Source organism: Marinomonas sp. NPDC078689 (genome assembly GCF_044542435.1).
Classification (GTDB): Bacteria; Pseudomonadota; Gammaproteobacteria; order Pseudomonadales; family Marinomonadaceae; genus Marinomonas; species Marinomonas arenicola.
Genome location: NZ_JBITUJ010000004.1, coordinates 307,283 through 326,537 on the forward strand (window position 1 = coordinate 307,283; position 19,255 = coordinate 326,537).

15 protein-coding genes and 1 pseudogene are annotated in these 19,255 nt (G+C 45.7%); 6 read left to right on the plus strand and 10 right to left on the minus strand.

The annotated features are described in order from the left end of the window. Positions 1 to 9 precede the first annotated feature (9 nt). The 6 genes from ACIGBN_RS09805 to ACIGBN_RS09830 all read right to left on the minus strand — a co-directional run bounded on the left by ACIGBN_RS09805 (position 10) and on the right by ACIGBN_RS09830 (position 7,044). Positions 10 to 1,536, minus strand: a complete 1,527-nt coding sequence (locus ACIGBN_RS09805; protein WP_396665145.1) for a xylose ABC transporter ATP-binding protein — start codon at positions 1,534 to 1,536, stop codon at positions 10 to 12. Positions 1,537 to 1,591: 55 nt separating this feature from the next. Further along, the gene (xylF, locus tag ACIGBN_RS09810) at positions 1,592 to 2,587 is read right to left on the minus strand and encodes a D-xylose ABC transporter substrate-binding protein (RefSeq protein ID WP_133001511.1); all 996 of its coding nucleotides are present in this window, start codon (positions 2,585 to 2,587) and stop codon (positions 1,592 to 1,594) included. Positions 2,588 to 2,936: 349 nt separating this feature from the next. Then, complete coding sequence (locus tag ACIGBN_RS09815) at positions 2,937 to 4,310, minus strand: short-chain fatty acid transporter (protein ID WP_133001512.1); 1,374 nt, start codon at positions 4,308 to 4,310, stop codon at positions 2,937 to 2,939. A gap of 112 nt (positions 4,311 to 4,422) precedes the next feature. Continuing rightward, positions 4,423 to 5,598 carry an acetyl-CoA C-acetyltransferase gene (locus ACIGBN_RS09820; protein WP_396665148.1) on the minus strand — a complete coding sequence of 392 codons (1,176 nt, stop codon included), beginning with the start codon at positions 5,596 to 5,598 and terminating at the stop codon, positions 4,423 to 4,425. Positions 5,599 to 5,627: 29 nt separating this feature from the next. Continuing rightward, positions 5,628 to 6,287, minus strand: a complete 660-nt coding sequence (locus ACIGBN_RS09825; protein ID WP_133001514.1) for a CoA transferase subunit B — start codon at positions 6,285 to 6,287, stop codon at positions 5,628 to 5,630. 52 nt (positions 6,288 to 6,339) lie between these two features. After that, the gene (locus ACIGBN_RS09830; protein ID WP_133001515.1) at positions 6,340 to 7,044 is read right to left on the minus strand and encodes a CoA transferase subunit A; all 705 of its coding nucleotides are present in this window, start codon (positions 7,042 to 7,044) and stop codon (positions 6,340 to 6,342) included. 160 nt (positions 7,045 to 7,204) lie between these two features. On the opposite strand from ACIGBN_RS09830, the gene ACIGBN_RS09835 reads away from it, so the two are divergent. From ACIGBN_RS09835 to ACIGBN_RS09860, 6 genes are all read left to right on the plus strand, one after another. Beyond that, positions 7,205 to 8,137 carry a LysR family transcriptional regulator gene (locus ACIGBN_RS09835; RefSeq protein ID WP_396665151.1) on the plus strand — a complete coding sequence of 311 codons (933 nt, stop codon included), beginning with the start codon at positions 7,205 to 7,207 and terminating at the stop codon, positions 8,135 to 8,137. A gap of 124 nt (positions 8,138 to 8,261) precedes the next feature. Next, positions 8,262 to 9,680: a sigma-54-dependent Fis family transcriptional regulator gene (locus ACIGBN_RS09840; RefSeq protein WP_133001517.1), complete on the plus strand. Its 1,419-nt coding sequence runs from the start codon at positions 8,262 to 8,264 to the stop codon at positions 9,678 to 9,680. Between the two features lie 319 nt (positions 9,681 to 9,999). Further along, entirely contained in the window at positions 10,000 to 11,058 is a 1,059-nt protein-coding gene (locus tag ACIGBN_RS09845) for a TRAP transporter substrate-binding protein (RefSeq protein ID WP_133001518.1), read from the plus strand. A gap of 97 nt (positions 11,059 to 11,155) precedes the next feature. Then, positions 11,156 to 11,758, plus strand: a complete 603-nt coding sequence (locus tag ACIGBN_RS09850) for a TRAP transporter small permease subunit (protein WP_133001519.1) — start codon at positions 11,156 to 11,158, stop codon at positions 11,756 to 11,758. Positions 11,759 to 11,775: 17 nt separating this feature from the next. Next, positions 11,776 to 13,137, plus strand: a complete 1,362-nt coding sequence (locus ACIGBN_RS09855; protein WP_133001520.1) for a TRAP transporter large permease subunit — start codon at positions 11,776 to 11,778, stop codon at positions 13,135 to 13,137. 59 nt (positions 13,138 to 13,196) lie between these two features. After that, complete coding sequence (locus ACIGBN_RS09860; RefSeq protein ID WP_133001521.1) at positions 13,197 to 13,970, plus strand: 3-hydroxybutyrate dehydrogenase; 774 nt, start codon at positions 13,197 to 13,199, stop codon at positions 13,968 to 13,970. Between the two features lie 157 nt (positions 13,971 to 14,127). Here the strand turns inward: ACIGBN_RS09860 and ACIGBN_RS09865 are convergent, their stop codons facing one another. The 4 genes and pseudogenes from ACIGBN_RS09865 to ACIGBN_RS09880 form a co-directional block, all read right to left on the minus strand. Continuing rightward, the gene (locus ACIGBN_RS09865; RefSeq protein ID WP_396665155.1) at positions 14,128 to 16,008 is read right to left on the minus strand and encodes a methyl-accepting chemotaxis protein; all 1,881 of its coding nucleotides are present in this window, start codon (positions 16,006 to 16,008) and stop codon (positions 14,128 to 14,130) included. Positions 16,009 to 16,262: 254 nt separating this feature from the next. After that, positions 16,263 to 18,032 carry a sensor domain-containing diguanylate cyclase gene (locus tag ACIGBN_RS09870; RefSeq protein ID WP_133001523.1) on the minus strand — a complete coding sequence of 590 codons (1,770 nt, stop codon included), beginning with the start codon at positions 18,030 to 18,032 and terminating at the stop codon, positions 16,263 to 16,265. A 284-nt stretch (positions 18,033 to 18,316) separates the two neighbouring features. Then, complete coding sequence (locus tag ACIGBN_RS09875) at positions 18,317 to 19,021, minus strand: outer membrane protein (RefSeq protein WP_396665157.1); 705 nt, start codon at positions 19,019 to 19,021, stop codon at positions 18,317 to 18,319. 83 nt (positions 19,022 to 19,104) lie between these two features. Further along, positions 19,105 to 19,255 (minus strand): annotated as a pseudogene (locus tag ACIGBN_RS09880) (IS30 family transposase); the annotation flags it as partial.

Genomic DNA, 19,255 nt, shown 5'->3' on the forward strand with positions numbered 1-19,255 from the left:
GATATTTCCTTAAGCAAGTGCGGTGTCGTTAATGGCGCAGTTCATGATTTTTTCTTGCGTTAGCCCCTGATAGCCAAATTCTCCTTTTAATTGGCCTTCATGCATCACCAATACTCGATCACTAATACCAATCACTTCTGGTAATTCGGAGGACACCATAATGATGGAAACGCCTTCTTTTACGAGGGCAAACATCAACTTATAAATTTCGTATTTGGCGCCCACATCAATGCCTCGGGTCGGTTCATCCAAGATCAATATTTTGGGATTGGTTAAGAGAAAACGCGCAATAATGGCCTTTTGTTGATTACCACCACTGAGGTTTTTAATGGCCAGCTCTGAGGTGGCGGTTTTGACTTTAAGACGGGCTATCGAGTCATGGACATCATGGGATTCTGTGTCTTCATCAATCGCCCCCCAAAGGGAGGTATAACGATCCAGAATCGACAAGGTAATATTGCGCCCCACACCCATAATGGGCACTATGCCATGACGCTTTCGGTCTTCTGGCACCATGGCGATCCCGGCCTTTAATGCCGCCCGCTGGGAGCGTATCTGCAATGGCTTTCCTGCTAGCTCAAGCGTGGCCCGATATTGCCCCGCGTAACAACCATATATGCACTGCATAAGCTCAGTTCGACCGGAACCAATAAGACCAGCAATGCCTAGAATTTCCCCTTTGCGAAGGGCAAAACTCACATCATCCACTTGCGGGCGAGACGCCCCTGCTTGAATGGCGTGCGCGTGATTGACTTGTAAAATCACCTCACCAATCTGGTGGGATTCTCTAGGAAAAAGCTCGTCCAATTGACGCCCGACCATCATGCTAATGATGTCATTTTGAGTCAGCGTTGCCGCGGCTTTGGTGGCGATATGGTTACCATCTCGAATCACCGCGACCCAATCTGATAACGCCAGCACCTCGTCCAATTTGTGCGAGATATACACGCAGGCAATGCCCTGCTCTTTCAGCCCATTGACAATGCCCAGTAAAATATCAATCTCATTATTGGTCAAAGACGAAGTCGGCTCATCAAGAATCAAAAGCTTCACATTTTTGTTCAGCGCTTTCGCAATCTCGACCAGTTGCTGCTGCCCCACACCCAACTCTCGAACCAAGGTATCGGGAGAAATATTAAGCTTTACTTGCGCTAATAACTCACGGGATCGACTGTGCATCATGGCGTCATTTAAGCCCGCAAAAGAACCTAATTCGTTGCCTAAGAAAATATTCTCCATGACAGACAGTTCTTTCACGAGCGCCAATTCTTGATGAATAATGACAATGCCTAAGGTTTCTGTGTCTCGAATTCCGCTCGCCTTAACTTGCTGACCTTGAAAGTAAATCTCACCGTCATAGGACCCATAAGGCCATACGCCACTTAGCACCTTCATCAAGGTCGATTTACCTGAACCATTCTCACCGCACAGTGACAACACCTCGCCGTCACCCAAGGTAATACTGACTCCGTTTAACGCACGCACACCGGAAAAACTTTTCACGATATTGCGCATATCCAATAGGGGTTGTTTCATACCGCCACCTCTATGAAAAGCAAAAGCGCTCTTGCGAGCGCCTACCGTGAATAATTTAAGGGTTGTATATCTCTTTATGGGTATGGAAGCCATCCGCAATAATGGTGCTATCAATGTTGTCTTTAGACACAGCAATCGGTGTTAGCAATACCGCAGGGACTTCTTTTTTGGCGTTGTTTACCGTGCTGTTCGTGCTGATTTTTTCACCGCGCGCCAACTTCACCGCCAGTTCGGCACTGGTGGTGGCCAATTTAGAAATGGGTTTGTACACCGTCATCGTTTGGCTGCCTGCGACAATGCGTCGAATCGCCGCCAAATCAGCGTCCTGCCCAGAAATAGCCACTTTACCCGCCAAGCCTTGAGCATTCAGCGCTTGAATTGCACCACCTGCGGTCGAGTCATTGGACGCCACCACGGCATCAATTTTATTCTGGTTTGCCGTCAGTCCATTTTCCATAATGTTCAGTGCGGCTTCGGCTGACCAGCCGGTGGCCCATTGGTCGCCCACGACCTTGATATCACCGCGTTCAATGGCTGGATTCAAAACATTCATCTGCCCTTCACGGAACATTTTGGCGTTATTGTCCGTTGGTGCTCCGCCTAGTAAAAAGTAGTTACCTTTTGGCACTCGCTTCATCAAGGCTTCGGCCTGCATTTCTCCGACTCGCACATTGTCGAATGACACATACAAGTCAATGTCTGCAAATTTAATCAAGCGGTCATAGGCCAGTACTTTAATGCCTTCTGCTTTTGCTTCTGACAGCACATTGCCCAGCACTTCACCGTTTTCTGCGACGATAACCAACACATCCACACCACGGGAAATCATGTTTTCGATTTGAGAAATCTGCGTGCTCGCATCCCCATTAGCGGATTGGGTATACACTTTTGCCCCCAAGGCTTGGGCCGCATGAGTAAAGAGGTCACTGTCTTTTTGCCAGCGTTCAAGACGTAAGTCAGACATCAACAAGCCAATTTTTTCACCGGCTGCCATCACTGGGCTAGCGGAGCAGATGACCGCCAATAGCCCAAGGGAAATGAGTTTCTTCATGTTACATTCCTTTTGTTTTTATTAAGTGAACGTTCTCCTGAAGGAGTTATTAAAAGGTAAGTAAATGAGCGAGATAGGGACATTATCTTTTTTTGTTTGTGTGTAGCGTTTTTTATAAAACAAAAAAAGCCACTTCCCGATATCGCTATCAAGAAGTGGCTCAAGCATTACCATTTTATAGACGGTCAGAAGACCAGCTTAAGCAAGAACACAACCTCTTGCTTACAGCTCAGTAACAGCAGACACTCTTTCTAATACGGGGAAGCGACTTCTCTGGTCACCATTAAAAAGAAGGCGTCTGCTGATTTCTTGTGGCAACCATTGTTGGCTGCCATGGTGTGCTGTGTCCTTAAAAAATTAAGAAGCCCAAGGAAATAATCACACCAGAACCCAGTAATGCCATGATGCAATAACCCATTACGTCTTTCGCACCCAGACCGGCAATCGCTAACGCTGGTAATGCCCAGAAAGGCTGAATCATGTTTGTCCAAGCATCCCCCCAAGCAATCGCCATGGCGGTTTTCGCGGCATCCACTCCTAAAGCCGCACCGGCAGGCATCATCACAGGTGCTTGAACCGCCCACTGACCGCCACCAGAAGGTACAAAGAAATTCACAATACCCGCGCTTAAGAAGGTAAAGAGAGGAAAGGTGGTTTCATTGGAAATCGACACAAACCATTGAGAAATGACGCCCGCCAATGACGCGCCGCCATCGCCGGTTGCTGTCATCATCCCCATAATGCCCGCATAAAAAGGGAACTGAAGCAGAATCCCAGAACAGTTACGCGCGCCTTGAGAAACCGAATTCAACAAGCTTTTTGGGGTTCCGTGAAGCAAGATCGCGGTGAACAAAAAGGTAAAGTTAACGATGTTTAAATTCAGCGCAAAGCCTTTAGTAACAAAGTAATAAATGATGTAAGCAAAGCCCATAGCGCCCAATAACAATGACAGTGTACGGCTGTTTTCCATCCGCTCTGCTGGTGTCATCTTGCCGGTTTTAGGCGCTTCAACTTTTTCTTCTTCAAGCAAGGACGCATCGATCGTGATGGTGTCTTGAGGCGCAGGGTGCATGAGTCGATTCAACAAAGGAATCGCCACGAGCATCACCGCCAAAATGGTTAAGTTCATGGGTGAGAAAATCGTTTCTGAGGTAGGAATCGCCGACGTCACGGCGCCATTGGTCACCGTACTGATGTTGGCGCCACCCGCAATTGCCAACGGAATTGAGCCGGACAAGCCCGCATGCCAAAACAAGAAACCACTGTACGCAGAAGCGATCAACAACCGGTAATCTACGCCTTTCACTTTTGCCGCTAATTCGCGGGCAAAAATCGCCCCAACAACCAAACCAAAGCCCCAGTTAACCCAACAAGCAAGGGCACTGATTACCGTAACAAGAAGAATCGCTTGGCCCGGCGTTTTGGCCACGCCTGCCAACATTGCCAATTTGCGTTTAAACGCTGGTGCACTGGCCATCGCATGACCGGTAACCACCACCATGGCCATCTGCATGGAGAAACTCAACAGTTTCCAAAAGCCCCCTGCCCATGCATTAACCACTTCCATCGGCCCTTGGTTAGTGCTTGGCATAACCAAGACAAACACCACCAGAGTAAGCACAATGGCGAAGATAAATGGGTCCGGTAGGTAACGTTGAAGAAGCGTAACGAAAAATTTACTCAAGCGCTGCAAAGCAGTCTGTTTTACTGCGTTATTAGTCATTGGGTTTCCCTAATATTATAGTTATTTTAGGTGAAAGCCAGAACGCTTGATAAGCGACCTGGCTTGGTTTTATATGGTTATATTTTTTATTTTCTGGCCTTCCTGACCCTTTCTAACGTGACACCAACATGGCAATCCCCATGCCTCCGCCAATGCAAAGCGTTGCCAATCCTTTATGGCGCTCTTGACGTTTCATTTCATGCAATAAGGTAATCAATATTCGACAGCCAGACGCCCCAATGGGATGACCCAAAGCAACGGCACCGCCATTTACATTGACCTTACTGGCATCCAAAGCAAGCTCTTGATTGACACACAATGCCTGTACGGCAAAGGCTTCATTGGCCTCAATCAAATCCAAATCTGCAATTGACCAATCGGCCTTCTCTAACACTTTTTTCGTCGCTGCAATCGGCCCTGTGCCCATGATTTCAGGAGCAACCCCGGCGCTGCTGGCCGCTTCAATCACCGCCAATACTGGCAAGCCTAAACGTGCCGCTTCTTCATCTGAGGTCACTATCACCATGGCTGCACCATCGTTCAACGTGGAAGCATTGCCGGCTGTCACTGACCCTTCGCGGCTAAAGGCAGGTCGTAACTTAGCCAAGGCTTCTTCAGTTGCATTGGATCGAATTTGCTCATCCTGAGCAAAAATAACCGGCTCACCTTTGCGCTGTGGGATCACCACAGGAATAATCTCTTCCACAAAATGACCTGCCGCCTGCGCTCGAGCGGCTTTTTGTTGTGACTGTACGGCAAAGACATCTTGCTCTTCACGGCTAATGTTCCATCGTGAGGCGATGTTTTCTGCGGTTTGTCCCATGTGATAATCGTTAAAGGCATCCCATAGGCCATCCGTCACCATGGTATCCAGCATTTCCCAATTGCCCATTTTCTTACCAGAGCGGCTATTCGGCAGTACATGGGCCGCTTGGCTCATGCTTTCTTGACCACCGGCCACCACCATTTTTGCGTCACCGTTTAATACCGCCTGTGCTGCGAGCTGAACCGCTTTTAAGCCAGAGCCACAGACTTTATTAATGGTCATAGCGGAAACTTGTTTGGTAAGACCGGCATGTATTGCCGTTTGACGGGCTGGGTTTTGACCACAGCCTGCGGCCAACACCTGGCCTAAAATCACTTCATCAATGTGTTCTTTCAGAACAGGTTCTTTGGCTAATAATCCACTGAGTAATTGAGTACCTATCTCAACGGCGCTTAAGGAAGACAAGGCACAATTAAAGGCACCAATCGGGGTTCTTCCAGCGGCAACAATGACTGCTTTCATGATTCTATTCTCCATTAACATAAGTCGGATTAAGCAAACACCATTTCTGGTACATGATCAGGAACGATCAATTTACCCTGTGTTTTTTCTTGGATTTCCTCTATAGAAACACCCGGTGCGCGTTCTTTCAAAATAAAAGCACCGTCTTCGATTTCCAACCAAGCCAAATCCGTTAAGACCTTCTTAATACACCCTTTTCCCGTTAATGGTAAGGCACACTCGCTCAATAATTTTGACTCACCTGATTTAGAGGCGTGCGTCATGGTGACGATAATATTGTCAGCACCGGCGACCAAATCCATTGCGCCCCCCATGCCTTTAATCAATTTATTAGGAATCATCCAAGAGGCAATGTTGCCATTCACATCCACTTCAAACGCCCCCAAGACGGTAAGATCCACATGACCACCACGGATCATCGCGAACGACTCAGCAGACGAAAAGATAGACGCGCCTTTCACCGCGGTTACCGTTTGTTTGCCCGCATTGATCATGTCCGCATCAATCGTCTCTTCGCTCGGAAACTCGCCCATACCGAGCAAGCCATTTTCCGATTGCAGCATCACCTCCATGCCTTCTGGAATAAAGTTCGCCACCAAGGTCGGAATACCAATGCCTAGGTTCACGTAAAAACCATCTTGTAACTCTCTAGCAACACGCTGTGCCATTTGTTCTCTAGTAAGTGCCATCTTTGCGCCTCTTATTATTCGTCTATTTTATTCGTCAATATGACAGGGCATTTTAGTCTGCTGATCGGACAGTGCGTTTCTCGATACGCTTTTCAAACGAACCTTGAATAATGCGATCAACGTAAATACCAGGCGTGTGAATTTGAGCGGGATCCAGTTCACCGACGTCGACGATCTCTTCCACTTCAACCACTGTGATTTTTCCAGCCGTTGCCGCGAGAGGATTAAAGTTTTGCGCAGTATGGCGATAAATAACATTGCCGTAACGGTCTGCTTTCCAGCCTTTTACAATGGCAAAATCACCGGTAATGGCTTCTTCCATTAGGTATTCACGACCATTAAAGACTCGCGTCTCTTTGCCTTCACCAACAGGGGTACCAACACCTGTCGCAGTAAAAAAGGCAGGAATACCCGCGCCGCCAGCGCGCATTTTTTCGGCAAGGGTGCCTTGAGGTGTGAGCTCGACTTCTAACTCACCTTGGAGGAGTTGCTTTTCAAAAAGGGCATTTTCACCCACATAAGAAGAAATCATTTTGCGAACTTGCTTATCTTCCAGCAAAACGCCTAAACCAAAACCATCCACACCACAGTTATTAGACACTATGGTGAGGTCACGGGTTTGTCGTCGTTTGATTTCTTGAATAAGATTTTCAGGAATACCACATAGACCGAAACCACCAGCCAGTACGGTCATGCCGTCTTCTAGCCCAGCCATGGCGTCTTCATAGGACGTGACTACTTTGTCAAAACCCGCCATTACTTTCTCCTAATTATTATTGTGTAAGAGTATTTTTATATTTTAAAAAAGTATCTGTTTTAAAAAGTATTGCGTAAACCTTCGAGTAACTTCAGTTTGACTCAGGACGATAAATAAATTAATTTTATTTTTTATATTTATTAATAAGAATTACAAATAAATGAATTTAAAACAGATACGCGCCTTTCTCGCCGTCGCCGACGCAATGAGTTTTGCCAGCGCAGCTAACCAGTTGCATCTATCACAACCGGCGCTCAGCTTATCGGTCAAAAGTCTTGAAGAGAGTCTCGGTGGCAAGCTACTAACACGCACCACACGAACCCTTTCTCTCACCCCTGAGGGAGAAGCATTAGTGCCGATTGCTCGACGTATCTTGGCTCAATGGGAAAACGCCGAAGACGAGATGAAGCAACGTTTTGCGCTTCAATTAGGCAAAATCTCCATCGCCTCTATGCCCTCTTTCGCGGCTTCACTGCTGCCCAAAGCCATCCATAACTACCACCAATGCTACCCCCATATTCAAGTCGCTATTGACGATGTATTGTCTGATATTGTCGTCGACATGGTGGGCAATAATCAGGTGGAGTTAGGCATTTGTTTTGAACCAACCAGCCTCTTGGATTTGGCGTTTTACCCGCTTTATGAAGATAACTTTATCGCCATCTTTCCAGAGCATCATCCGCTCAACGCAGAAGCGAAAATCACTTGGAAGGCACTACTAGAATACGACTTTATTACCTTACAGCGCCCTTCTAGTGTGCGTGCCATGATCGAAAATTCATTGCAAGACGCGGGCATGGAGCTCAAGGTCGCGTTCGATGCTCATCAGTTAACCACTGTGGTCAGAATGGTCAGCGAAGGCATGGGGGTTGCGGTTGTCCCTGTTATTTGTCGCCAACAAGCCTACGAACAACACCTTAATTGCCGACCGATTGGTGAGCCAGAAATTGGCCGTCGTGTTGGCGTGGTTTGCAAACCCAGATCCAACCTTTCTATTGCGGCGGCGGCCATGCTGGACGTACTCATTGATACTTATGCGACCATTGACGATGTCATGCCAACAAAAGATCGCAACGAAGCCCAGTCAATATAATATTGGTGTCACAAGCAACCTTGGCGCTTGCTGTTCATTGAACAAAAACGTTACGCTTTTAAGCAGTACAAAGGCGCGAGAAAAATAATAATTCATCCGGTTTGGTCATTGCACGGAGTCGACAATGCCATTGAAAAAAACAGAAAAGCTCACACAAGCGGCGAACACCTATAAGTCGATTTTAAACGCCATGGAAGAATGGGTTGTGATCGTCGATCATCAGTCCAAAATCTTCTTTATCAATCGGCCATACGCGCGTTTTTTAGGAGTGAAAGCCGAAGACGTCAAAGGCAAAAAAGTCACCGACGTCATTGAGAACACCCGCATGCACATCACAGTGCAAACCGGGAAAGCAGAACGCTTGTCACTGCAAAAAATCCTTGGCAGTAACATGATCGCTAATCGCTTCCCTATTATCGAACAAGGAGAAGTCATTGGTGCCATTGGCACTGTGATTTTTCATGATACGCACGAATGGAAACAGATTAACACCCACATAAAAGCGCTATTAGCAGAACAGGACTTTCGTCGCCAAAAGCAGCTAACGTCGGATAAAACTCTTTCTGGAGCCAGCTTTCATCTTAATGATGTCATTGGCGACAGCCAGATCATGAAGGCCTTAAGCGCTAAAGTGAAGCAAGTCTCTTCTGGCGATGTGACTGTGTTAATTCGTGGCGAATCCGGTACTGGCAAGGAACTCTACGCCCACGCGATTCATCAATTGTCAGACCGTGCAGAGTTTCCTTTTATCAAGGTGAATTGTGCCGCCATTCCTGAAAACTTATTGGAAAGCGAACTATTCGGTTACGAAGAAGGCGCCTTTACTGGAGCCAAACGAGGCGGTAAAGCCGGTAAATTTCAACTCGCGAACGGTGGCACATTATTTCTTGATGAAATAGGGGATTTACCCTTACCCATGCAAGCCAAACTGCTGCGTGTCTTGCAAGACAGAGAGGTCGAATCCGTGGGCGGCACCCACGCCACCCCACTCAACATTCGCTTAATTACCGCGACACATCGCCCTCTAGAAAGCTTGATCGCATCAGGGGATTTTCGTGAAGACCTTTATTATCGTATTAATGTCGTGTCTATTGCCCTTCCGCCGTTACGAGAACGTCGTGAGGACATTGCCAAACTGGCCGATTTTTTCCTCCAAAAACTGTCACGTAGAACCGGCAGACGCGCCCCCAAACTTACGGTTCAAGCGCTTACCGCCATGCTGGCTTATGATTGGCCGGGCAATATTCGTGAGCTAGAAAACGTTATGGAAGCCGCTTTTTACACCAGCCATGACAGAAAAATCCCCTTGTCACTGCTGCCTGTTCAGTTAGCAAAAACGCCTCCTGTTGCAACGCCCACCCCAGCGGACTTGAGCGCTCGCCAAGCGTCGGGGAGTTTAAAGGAGCAACTGAATACAGCGGAAAGAAACATTATCAAGGCAGCGCTCATCGAATGTGGCGACAACCGCACCAAGGCGGCCAAAAAGCTGGGTATAAGTAAGTCCACTTTCTATGAAAAAATCGATAAATATGGAATCAGCTGAACAACTTCTTTACGAAAAATCAACAAATATACCAAAAACCGTCCGAAAAATCGGTCTAACTCCGAATATCCGGACTATTTTTTATAAAAAATATCATTAATGCATCAAAATCGTCCGATTTTCCGGAAAAAATATAGAATATTTCTTTCATGGAAAAACCAAAACCAAATAAACCTTTGAAAAATAAAGAAAATAAAATTGTGGCATTCTTTTTGATAGCAAATAAAAAGCACAAAAGACGCTTCAGTTTATTCCACTAGAGCGTTTGCAAAACCTGCAGAACAAAAAAATAGACAATAAGAATAATAGGATAACACTCATGAAAAAAGCTCTGATAACAGCCACCTGTCTGACTGGATTAACATTCGCCGCCTCCTCCCATGCCGACTTCAATAAAATTCGTTGGCAAGTACCTATGGCATTTTCCTCTTCTCTGATTGCACTTGGCGACACCATGCCAGAAGTGTCAAAAATGCTAAAAGAAAGCAGTGGCGGTAAAGTCAATCTGCAAGTATTCGAACCCGGTACCTTGATTCCAGCCCTGAGTATTTTTGACAATGTTAGCTCTGGCAACTTGTCTGCAGGCTACTCTTGGATGGGGTATGAGTGGGGACAAATTCCAGCAGCGGCTTTATTCGGAGCAACGCCATTCGGCCTTGAATCTAATGAGTTTACAGCTTGGATGTATTTCCATGGCGGCGATAAGATGCTGAAAAAGCTGTTTAAGCCTTATGATGTTTACCCTATTCTTTGCGGCACTATCAGCCCAGAAGCCGCAGGTTGGTTCCGTAAAGAAATCAAATCTGTCGACGACCTAAACGGTCTTAAATTCCGTGCTGCCGGTCTTGGCGGTGAAATCATGTCGGAATTTGGTATGTCGATCAACGTCTTCCCTGGCGGCGAGCTATATCAAGCGTTGGAAACGGGCGTCTTAGACGGCACGGAATTCTCTATCCCTACGGTCGATGAACAACTTGGATTCTATCAGGTAGCAAAACATTATTACCTTCCTGGTTGGCATCAGCCTTCCACAAACCAGTTCCTTTACATCAATACCAATGATTGGGAAAAACTGAACAAACAAACTCAGTCTTTAATTGAAACCAGCTGTATGGCCGCCAATACTCTCGCCATTTCAAAATCCGAAGCCTTACAAGGCGGCGTGCTAGCGAAATTCGAAGAAAAAGGCGTCAATTTACACCAGTACTCTCCTGAAATTCTGAAAGCCTTTGAAGTGGCAACCGACAAAGTCATGGCAAAACACTCTCAAGAAGACCCTCAATTTGCCGAGATCTACGCGTCCATGAAAGCCTTCCAGAAAGAGCATCGTCCATGGAAAAAATTGGGCTACTTACCTCGTGATTGGGACACTAAATAACTCTATTTGACACTCTGTTTAGTGAGTCGGCATGTGGTTTCAACCCATGCCGACGTTTTTCACTGGGTGCACGCATCCGGAATCAAAGGAGAATGGTATGTCTGATCATACTAACGAGCTGGATTTGGCAAAAATTGAGGCCAGCTTATCAAACTCAAATCTAAACCAGCTACCACACACAAAATTATCCAAATGCATTGAGTCTGCTATTGAAAAAGTTGGCCAATATTCCTCCTGGTTGTGGCTGATATTAATGCTGCTGATCGTCGGCAACGCTTTAATGCGATATTGCTTTAACACCACATTTGTCGCCTTAGAAGAGCTGCAATGGCATTTGTACGCGGTAGGCTTCATGCTTGGCCTATCCTATTGTTTTATTCATGATGGCCACGTTCGTGTGGATGCACTGGCTGAACACTGGTCGCTGCGCAAGCGGGCTTGGATCGAAATCTTCGGTCTCACCTTTTTACTGCTTCCTTTTTGCATTGTGATGTTCAGTTACGCGTTGCCGTTTGTCGAACGCGCGTACCGAATGAACGAGGTTTCCCCTTCTTTCGACGGGCTTCCTATGCGCTGGGTTATTAAATCTTTCATCCTAATCGCCTTAGCTTTACTGATGGTCGCCGCTACTTCCCGCTGGCTTCGCTGTGTCTCTTTTTTAACCAATACGCCTAGCAACGATAACCACGCATCGCGCTAATCATTAGGGGATTTACTGTGTTCGAAACATACGAGTTTTTAGTCATTGCCATGCTTGGCAGCTTTATTTTACTGATTTTCTCAGGCTTTCCCGTCGCTTGGGTATTGGCAGGTCTTGCCATCGTATTTAGTGTGGTGGGAGTTTTGTCGTCTCAGTATCTAGACTGGGACACTTACTACATGACCGATTGGCGAATTTACGGCACCATAATACAAAGAATCTACGCGCAAATGAGCAACTGGGTGTTGGTCGCCCTGCCCATGTTTATTTTTATGGGCCTGATGCTAGAACGCTCTGGCGTCGCTGAACGCTTAATGGTCAACTTCGTTAACTTATTTGGTCGCTTTCGCGGTGGACTTGGCGTTGCGGTTATTCTAATAGGCATCTTATTTGCTGCCTCTACCGGCATTGTCGGCGCTTCCGTGGTACTGCTTGCGATGTTGTCTATGCCCGTCATGCTTGAGCAAAAGTACTCCCCTTCTTTTGCCAGCGGCATTGTCGCATCATCAGGCACTTTGGGTATTTTGATTCCACCAAGCATCATGCTGATCATCATGGCAGACCAGCTCTCTTTGTCGGTTGGTAACCTCTTTATGGGGGCGTTAATGCCTGGCCTTTTATTAGGCTCTTTGTACATTATCTATGTGATTTTGACGGCGATTTTTAACCCTAAAGTGTGCCATCCGCCGTTGGATTTACCGCCTATTAGCAAAGAACTGATCTGGTCAACTGTCAAAGCGGTATTTCCGCCCCTAGCGCTGATTTTATCCGTCTTAGGCTCTATCTTTATGGGCATTGTCTCTCCTACGGAAGCTGCAGGTGTCGGGGCATTTGGCGCGACGCTATTGGCAATTCTAAATAAACGCTTCAACCTCAGTATGTTGGCCGAAGTATGCCGTAAAACCACCATTACGACGTCTTTTGTCTTTGGTATTTTCTTAGGCGCCACCGCCTTTGCCGTGGTATTAAGAACATTAGGCGGCGATGAGTTTATTAGCAGTCTTTTGCAAGGCATTCCTCTGTCACCATCTGGCATCATCATTGTTATTCTGTTGATTGCTTTCGTGGCGGGCTTCTTTTTAGATTGGCTCGAAATAAGTCTAATTCTGTTGCCATTGGTTGGGCCGGTTGTGGTCGCTCTTGACTTCAATTTGGTGTGGTTTGTGGTGCTTTTTGCCTTGGCGTTGCAAACGTCCTTTTTGACCCCGCCCGTCGGTTTTTCGCTTTTCTATTTAAAAGGTGTCGCCCCTCCAGGTGTCACCACCATGCACATCTACAAAGGCGTTATCCCATTCATTTTATTGCAATTATTGGCCGTACTTCTGGTGTTTTTCTTCCCAGATCTGGTGCTTTGGTTGCCTAAAGTCATCTACGGCTAACGTTAACGACCGCCTTGTTCGAAGGGCGCTTGCTTAGCGCCCTTGTTTGGAGAATAACAATGAATAATAAAACCGTTCTAATTACTGGTGCAGCAAGCGGTATAGGGCTAGAAATTGCTCAGGCTTTTCTAACCGCTGGCATGCAAGTAGCGATCTTAGACTTTAGCAAAGAAGCCATCGAAGCGGCGCAAGCGCGCGTCTCTGAATTCAACAAGCAATGTGCTTTTTTTGTCTGCGATGTCACCAATGAGACACAGTTTTTGAGCGCCATTGACGAGGCCATAATGCAATTCGGCCACATCGATATTTTGATCAATAACGCCGGCGTACAGTACATAGCTCCGATTGAAGAGTTTCCTTCGGACACGTACCGAAAACTCATCGACATCATGCTGATTGCGCCATTTATAGCAATCAAAAAGATACTTCCACTGATGAAGGAAAAAGGGGATGGCCGCATCATCAATATGGCCTCCATCAATGGTTTAATCGGCTTTGCTGGCAAGGCTGGTTACAACTCGGCAAAACACGGTGTGATAGGCTTAACTAAGGTATCCGCTCTGGAAGCCGCCCCCTTTGGCGTCACCGTTAATGCACTTTGTCCTGGTTATGTGGACACCCCATTGGTTAGAAACCAACTGGAGGAGCTGGCAAGAACGAGAAATGTGCCACTCGATGACGTTCTTGAAGAAGTGATATGGCCATTAGTGCCACAGAAACGCCTACTCAGCGTGAAAGAAATTTCCGACTACTGTTTATTTCTCACCAGCCCATCCGCTAAAGGCGTAACCGGACAAGCCATTGTCATCGATGGTGGGTATACCGCTCAGTAGACTGGCAGTTGAAACAAACAACAGAAATAATAAAGGCCTTAATAGAATATTAAGGCCTTTTTTTAGCGACAATTACGGCACGCCTAACTCACCATATACGATCAATCGAGCTTGAAGCGACCCGATTGAACGTAGCAAGTAAGTTTCAATCAGCGCGTTATATCTTAAATTTAGCTAATGCTTTTGCCTGCTCAATAGTGATCTCTACCATGTCATCAGACAAGGTAGATTGGTTTTTAGCGGCATCAGAAACAGACTGACTAATGTCACGAATATTACTGGTATTGCGGTTAATTTCATTGGAAGTAGCGCTTTGCTCTTCCGCTGCGGCCGCAATTTGTACCGTCATGTCATTAATATCGTTAATCCTTGCGCGGATTTCAGCCAACGACTGTTTCGCCTGATTGGCAATAAGTTGCGTACTGTTGGCACTTTCGCGACCTTCATGTATCGCACTTTCAGCGCCTCGCACACTGTTTTGTAATTGCTGAATCATTTGCTGAATTTGTTCGGTAGATTCTTGCGTTTTTGAAGCCAGTGTTCGAACTTCATCTGCCACCACCGCAAAGCCTCGACCATGCTCGCCAGCCCGCGCAGCTTCAATTGCCGCGTTCAATGCAAGCAAGTTTGTTTGGTCGGCAATGGCCGTGATCACGGTCAAAATGGACTCAATGTTGTCGCTGTAGGTAACGAGATCATTAATCGTTGTGACCACTCCACCCATCTGGTCTGTCAAATGCGCAATAGACTGAGTCGTACGATCTACAATCGCTTCCCCTTCGCTGGCAGCAATATCGGCTTGACTAGCACGATCAGCGGCAGCCTGTGCATTGTCCGCCACATCGTGCGCCGTCGCCGACATTTCATGCATCGCGGTTGCCAGCTGATCCAACTCCCCAAGCTGTGTATACAACTGTTGGGCAGAATGCTGTGAAGACGCGGCTGATTTGTCGGTATTTTCACGCACATGTTGAGAGCGCATTTTTACTTCGCCGATTAAGTGCTGCAAGTAATTAACAAACTTATTAAATTCGGTGGAGACCTGCCCAAACTCGTCGTTTGTGTTGACCGCCAAACGTTTGGTTAGATCGCCGTCGCCGCTGTTAATATCATGCAAGGATTCTTGCAGCGCGCGCAGCGGTTGCAATAAACGTGTGACAACAAAATAAAGAATCACAGACACCAAGAATGCCGCGATTAAGGTGCTCCAAAACGCCACCCAACCAAATTCTCGCGTACTAGCGAACAGTTTATCTTTATTTAGCACCACCCCTACGTACCAATCAGCACCATAAAGATTAGGCACTGAGCTGAAGGAGACGTACACAGGCGTACCATCAAGCAAATGCTGCTCTTCAAGGTGATTGCTGAGCGCTGGCTCGCCCTCTTTGAGTAACTTAGACACAGGTTTACCGTTCAAATTGGCATTAGGGTGACTAATAATCGTGCCCGCTTTGGTCATTAAGAAAGCGTAGCCTGTGCCATTAAAGTTCAGTGAGTTGACGGCTTCAGACACCGTTTTTAAACTCAAATCCCCTCCAAATGTGCCTTTAAACTGACCATGATCGGAGAATCTCGAGATCACAGAAATAAGCAATTCGCCTTTGGTAGACATATAAGGTTCTGTTAGTGCGGCTTGTTGGTACTCTTTCCCCATATTATACCAAGGGCGCTGGCGAGCATCCCAACCTGGTGGATTCCATGATGGGTCATTACCAATCGGCTTGCCATCGGTGTCTAAACCGCCAAACAACAACAGGAATTCGTCTTTATAAATCGGCAAGTCAAATGCCTTTTGAATGGTTTGCTTGCTAAAGTTTTCATCCACTCTTTGGGCAATAACGTCAATCAACGCCATTTTGCTTTTTAACCAATGATTTACCTGTAAAGCCAATGCCTGACTGCTTTCCTGAGTATTGATTGTGGCACTTTGAAACAATGCATTTTTAGCGCTATTGTATTGGAACAACGAGTAGATGGTGAACGCGAGCAGCACGACCGCGCAAGCACACGAAACAACCTTATGAGATACCTTCACTATTTAACTATCCTTAATTAATAAACAGGGTAAACAACTTTCTGTAGCGCCAACATTGCCCCTTGATAGCATTGAATTATGACAAACAAGCAATTTTTAACGATTGGCTGACGCTACATGTAGATTGAGGAAGGCAATTATGTCATAAGGAACAATGGACTACAGCGGTCATTCTGTTTAAAAAAGAGGATTTACGATTCTACTATCAAGCGCTCAGAGGGACCATTCACGCCGTCACACACGACTTCTAGAGATCAGATAACGACCTGATCTCTGCCTGCATTTTTAGCCTGATATAGCTTTTTATCGGCTTGTTCTATTAGCTCTTCCATGGTCAAAATATCGCCTTCACAAACATGAACCACACCAAAGCTCATGGTGATATATTCTCCTTTCACCACCGGATTGCGCTCAAAGCCTTGTCGAATACTGTCCAATCTAAATAACACTTGCGCAATATCCGTATTCAAAAATACCAACGTAAACTCTTCTCCACCATAGCGCGCAACAATGTCCGAAGAAAATCGCACATGGTGTCTAAGATTCATCGCCACAGACACCAAGGCAAGGTCACCAACCGTATGACCAAACTTGTCGTTAATGCGTTTAAAGTGATCAATGTCACAGAGCACAAAGGTCAATTGCTGTTTTTGTTGTTGCGCACGTTGTATCGCACCTTCAAACACCTGATTAAAACCACGCCTATTATATAAGCCCGTTAATTCATCCGTCAGAGCACTCTCTAGTAAGTACTCATTCTCCCCTTGTAAATAAGAGGTTCTTTCTGCGACTTTTTCTTCTAGGTTTTGCATGATGTCAGAGAGATTATCCGCCATTAAGCGTAACCCTCGGCTTAATGAATTAATCTCACGAACCCCACTTAATACATGAGGGAGTTGCTGAATACTTTTAAGGTTTTTATCATTCGCAGCCTGACTAAGACGACGAATCGGCTTACCAATGTACCAAGCGACTAAATAACCAATCCCAGCAATACACACGAACAGAATTAATGTGATTATAATCGCACTTTGCGTATAACTATCGAGAATGCTTTGTTGATAAGAGCTCGGAATAAGAATGCCTATCTGCCACTGTTTCCCATATTTAAGATCAATAGTCCGCAGATAATATAGATATTTTTTCCCTTCGACCTCTAACTCCTGGATGCCTTTTTCTAACGTCTGGCTAGCCAATTGAAAGGCTTTATTTGAATGGTTATTTAGGTTTGATCGAGTGATTACCCCATTTGTCGTTTGATACAAATTACCTTGTTCTGAGGTGGCAATTAAATCACCGTTACCCTCAGCCAAAAAAAGGTAGGCCCCTTCCACCAAATCCAAAGAGGCTAGATATTTGTCTAACTCAACCAATGCAATACTGGTTGCGGTCACCCCTAATAACTGACCATCTTTGCCATAAATAGGCGCCGATAAATTAATACCAAGTACTGGAAAGCCGTAATAAGGTTCAATTTCCCCCCAGGTTACCTGCTTATTTTGTACTGCAAGATTGTAAAACGGGCGGACTCTAGGGTCGTAAGGAAAGGTCGGATCAGAGTCAATCTTAGGACCAATGAAGACTCTCGGATCGTATTCAAATCCCTCCATGGTCAATGGCTTATGAACAAAGTTCGCGGCAATATTATGCTGACCACTTTTGATCGGACTTTGTGAAGAGTTCACATAACGCCCATCCGTCGTTGCAACAGATATAAACGTCATTTGTGAGTAAGGTATCGCCTGTTCGTAAAACCGCCCTGCCATCGGGGTTAAATCATTCAACAATTCTGGCCGATGAGAAAAAACGTCAAGATTCATTTCAACAATACTAATCAAAGGCGTGACGAAATCTTGCACCCTATCATAAATACGGCCTTCCACCTCTTTGATATATTGTTTTCCCACTCTATCTGCGATATTGGCTATCGTGATAGTGGAAAGCAAATACATCGCCATCCCCAAGACAAGCGCGAGAACAACAAAAGGAATAACAATCAACCAGCGTAACGGAACAGTCTTCACTTATTAGTTACTCTACCTACGTAATGCGACTCTAAACTCAGCCTAACCAGAACAGACATAGGTCATAAACTGAGCGTTTTCCATTACTATACTATGAAGTCATCAAATTGTGAAAAGTTTGTGCACAGAAACTTACATTAGCGCAGAAGAGCCAACAACAAAGCACAATAGACAAAGAGCGGTACTGGTAGACAAGGGGCATTTCTCTTGCAAAACAAAAGAAACACACCCTAAGGAATCGTTAGTAAAGCGAGAGAAAAGCCGCTACAGATTTTTAATAACAATTATTCAAAATAGTAATTCATACTGACAAACAATAGCTGTGACTTTTGATCCGCTGAGTGTGTTTCCCCAGCATCACAGATCAAGGTATCAGATCCTACACAGTTATCATCGGTACTAATTTCTCCAGCATCCGTGTAACGATACCCAAAACCAACCTTTAATGTTTCGGCCACACTATAGTTAGCCCCTATTACGACGCTCCACATAAAATTTGTGTCAGAGGTCTCTGCAAAAGAAGCCGATCTACTGGTTGCAGGCTCATCCGACTGAGTTGCACTAACCTTGGATCTGAGCACTCCCACGCCAGCACCTACATAGGGTTTAAAAACATTACTTTTAATATCGATATCGTACAAGAGGTTAAACATGAGTGAATCTTGTTTGATATTTGTAGTTGTTCGCTCATTTCCAGAGCTAGTAAACACGGTGTCTTCTATAAAATTCTGCTCTCCATATGAACTGTATACAATCTCGGATCTAAGGGGGCTATTTTCCCAATTGATACCAACACCAACACTAAAAAATGAAGAGTTGCCTGAGTCATCAACAACCTCAGTTGTCGTGCTTGCTTCAGGGGTAGATGCTTCTAAATTACTGAAATCACTATGTGAAAGACCCATCTCTAAAACACCGTAATATTGAGGTGCAGCGACTAGGTTCGTGGAAATATACAAAAGGCTGGAAGCTAGAATAGTTTTCTTCATACACTTTGAAATCATATAGGGCCTACTTTGTTGTCTGTTTTAGATAGCCCCGAATTCAAGTACGAAGTGCGACACTTTTCACTTCAAGCAGCCAAACACATCAGTTTAAAGATAACGGCTGGCTGCTTGAATCCTAAATACTTCCTTGGGCGATTGTTTATTCGTCTCATCGCGAAGTCTATTTTCTCTTCTGTAACGCTTCTTAGATCAATGCCCTTAGGCACGTACTGTCTT

Bases quoted from the DNA above. Each gene is read 5' to 3' on its own strand.
- ACIGBN_RS09825 (WP_133001514.1), bottom strand. From the start codon at position 6,287: ATGGCACTTACTAGAGAACAAATGGCACAGCGTGTTGCTAGAGAGTTA.
- ACIGBN_RS09830 (WP_133001515.1), bottom strand. From the start codon at position 7,044: ATGGCGGGTTTTGACAAAGTAGTCACGTCCTATGAAGACGCCATGGCT.
- ACIGBN_RS09845 (WP_133001518.1), top strand. From the start codon at position 10,000: ATGAAAAAAGCTCTGATAACAGCCACCTGTCTGACTGGATTAACATTC.
- ACIGBN_RS09860 (WP_133001521.1), top strand. From the start codon at position 13,197: ATGAATAATAAAACCGTTCTAATTACTGGTGCAGCAAGCGGTATAGGG.
- ACIGBN_RS09805 (WP_396665145.1), bottom strand. From the start codon at position 1,536: ATGAAACAACCCCTATTGGATATGCGCAATATCGTGAAAAGTTTTTCC.
- ACIGBN_RS09875 (WP_396665157.1), bottom strand. From the start codon at position 19,021: ATGAAGAAAACTATTCTAGCTTCCAGCCTTTTGTATATTTCCACGAAC.
- ACIGBN_RS09835 (WP_396665151.1), top strand. From the start codon at position 7,205: ATGAATTTAAAACAGATACGCGCCTTTCTCGCCGTCGCCGACGCAATG.
- xylF (WP_133001511.1), bottom strand. From the start codon at position 2,587: ATGAAGAAACTCATTTCCCTTGGGCTATTGGCGGTCATCTGCTCCGCT.
- ACIGBN_RS09815 (WP_133001512.1), bottom strand. From the start codon at position 4,310: ATGACTAATAACGCAGTAAAACAGACTGCTTTGCAGCGCTTGAGTAAA.
- ACIGBN_RS09850 (WP_133001519.1), top strand. From the start codon at position 11,156: ATGTCTGATCATACTAACGAGCTGGATTTGGCAAAAATTGAGGCCAGC.
- ACIGBN_RS09820 (WP_396665148.1), bottom strand. From the start codon at position 5,598: ATGAAAGCAGTCATTGTTGCCGCTGGAAGAACCCCGATTGGTGCCTTT.
- ACIGBN_RS09840 (WP_133001517.1), top strand. From the start codon at position 8,262: ATGCCATTGAAAAAAACAGAAAAGCTCACACAAGCGGCGAACACCTAT.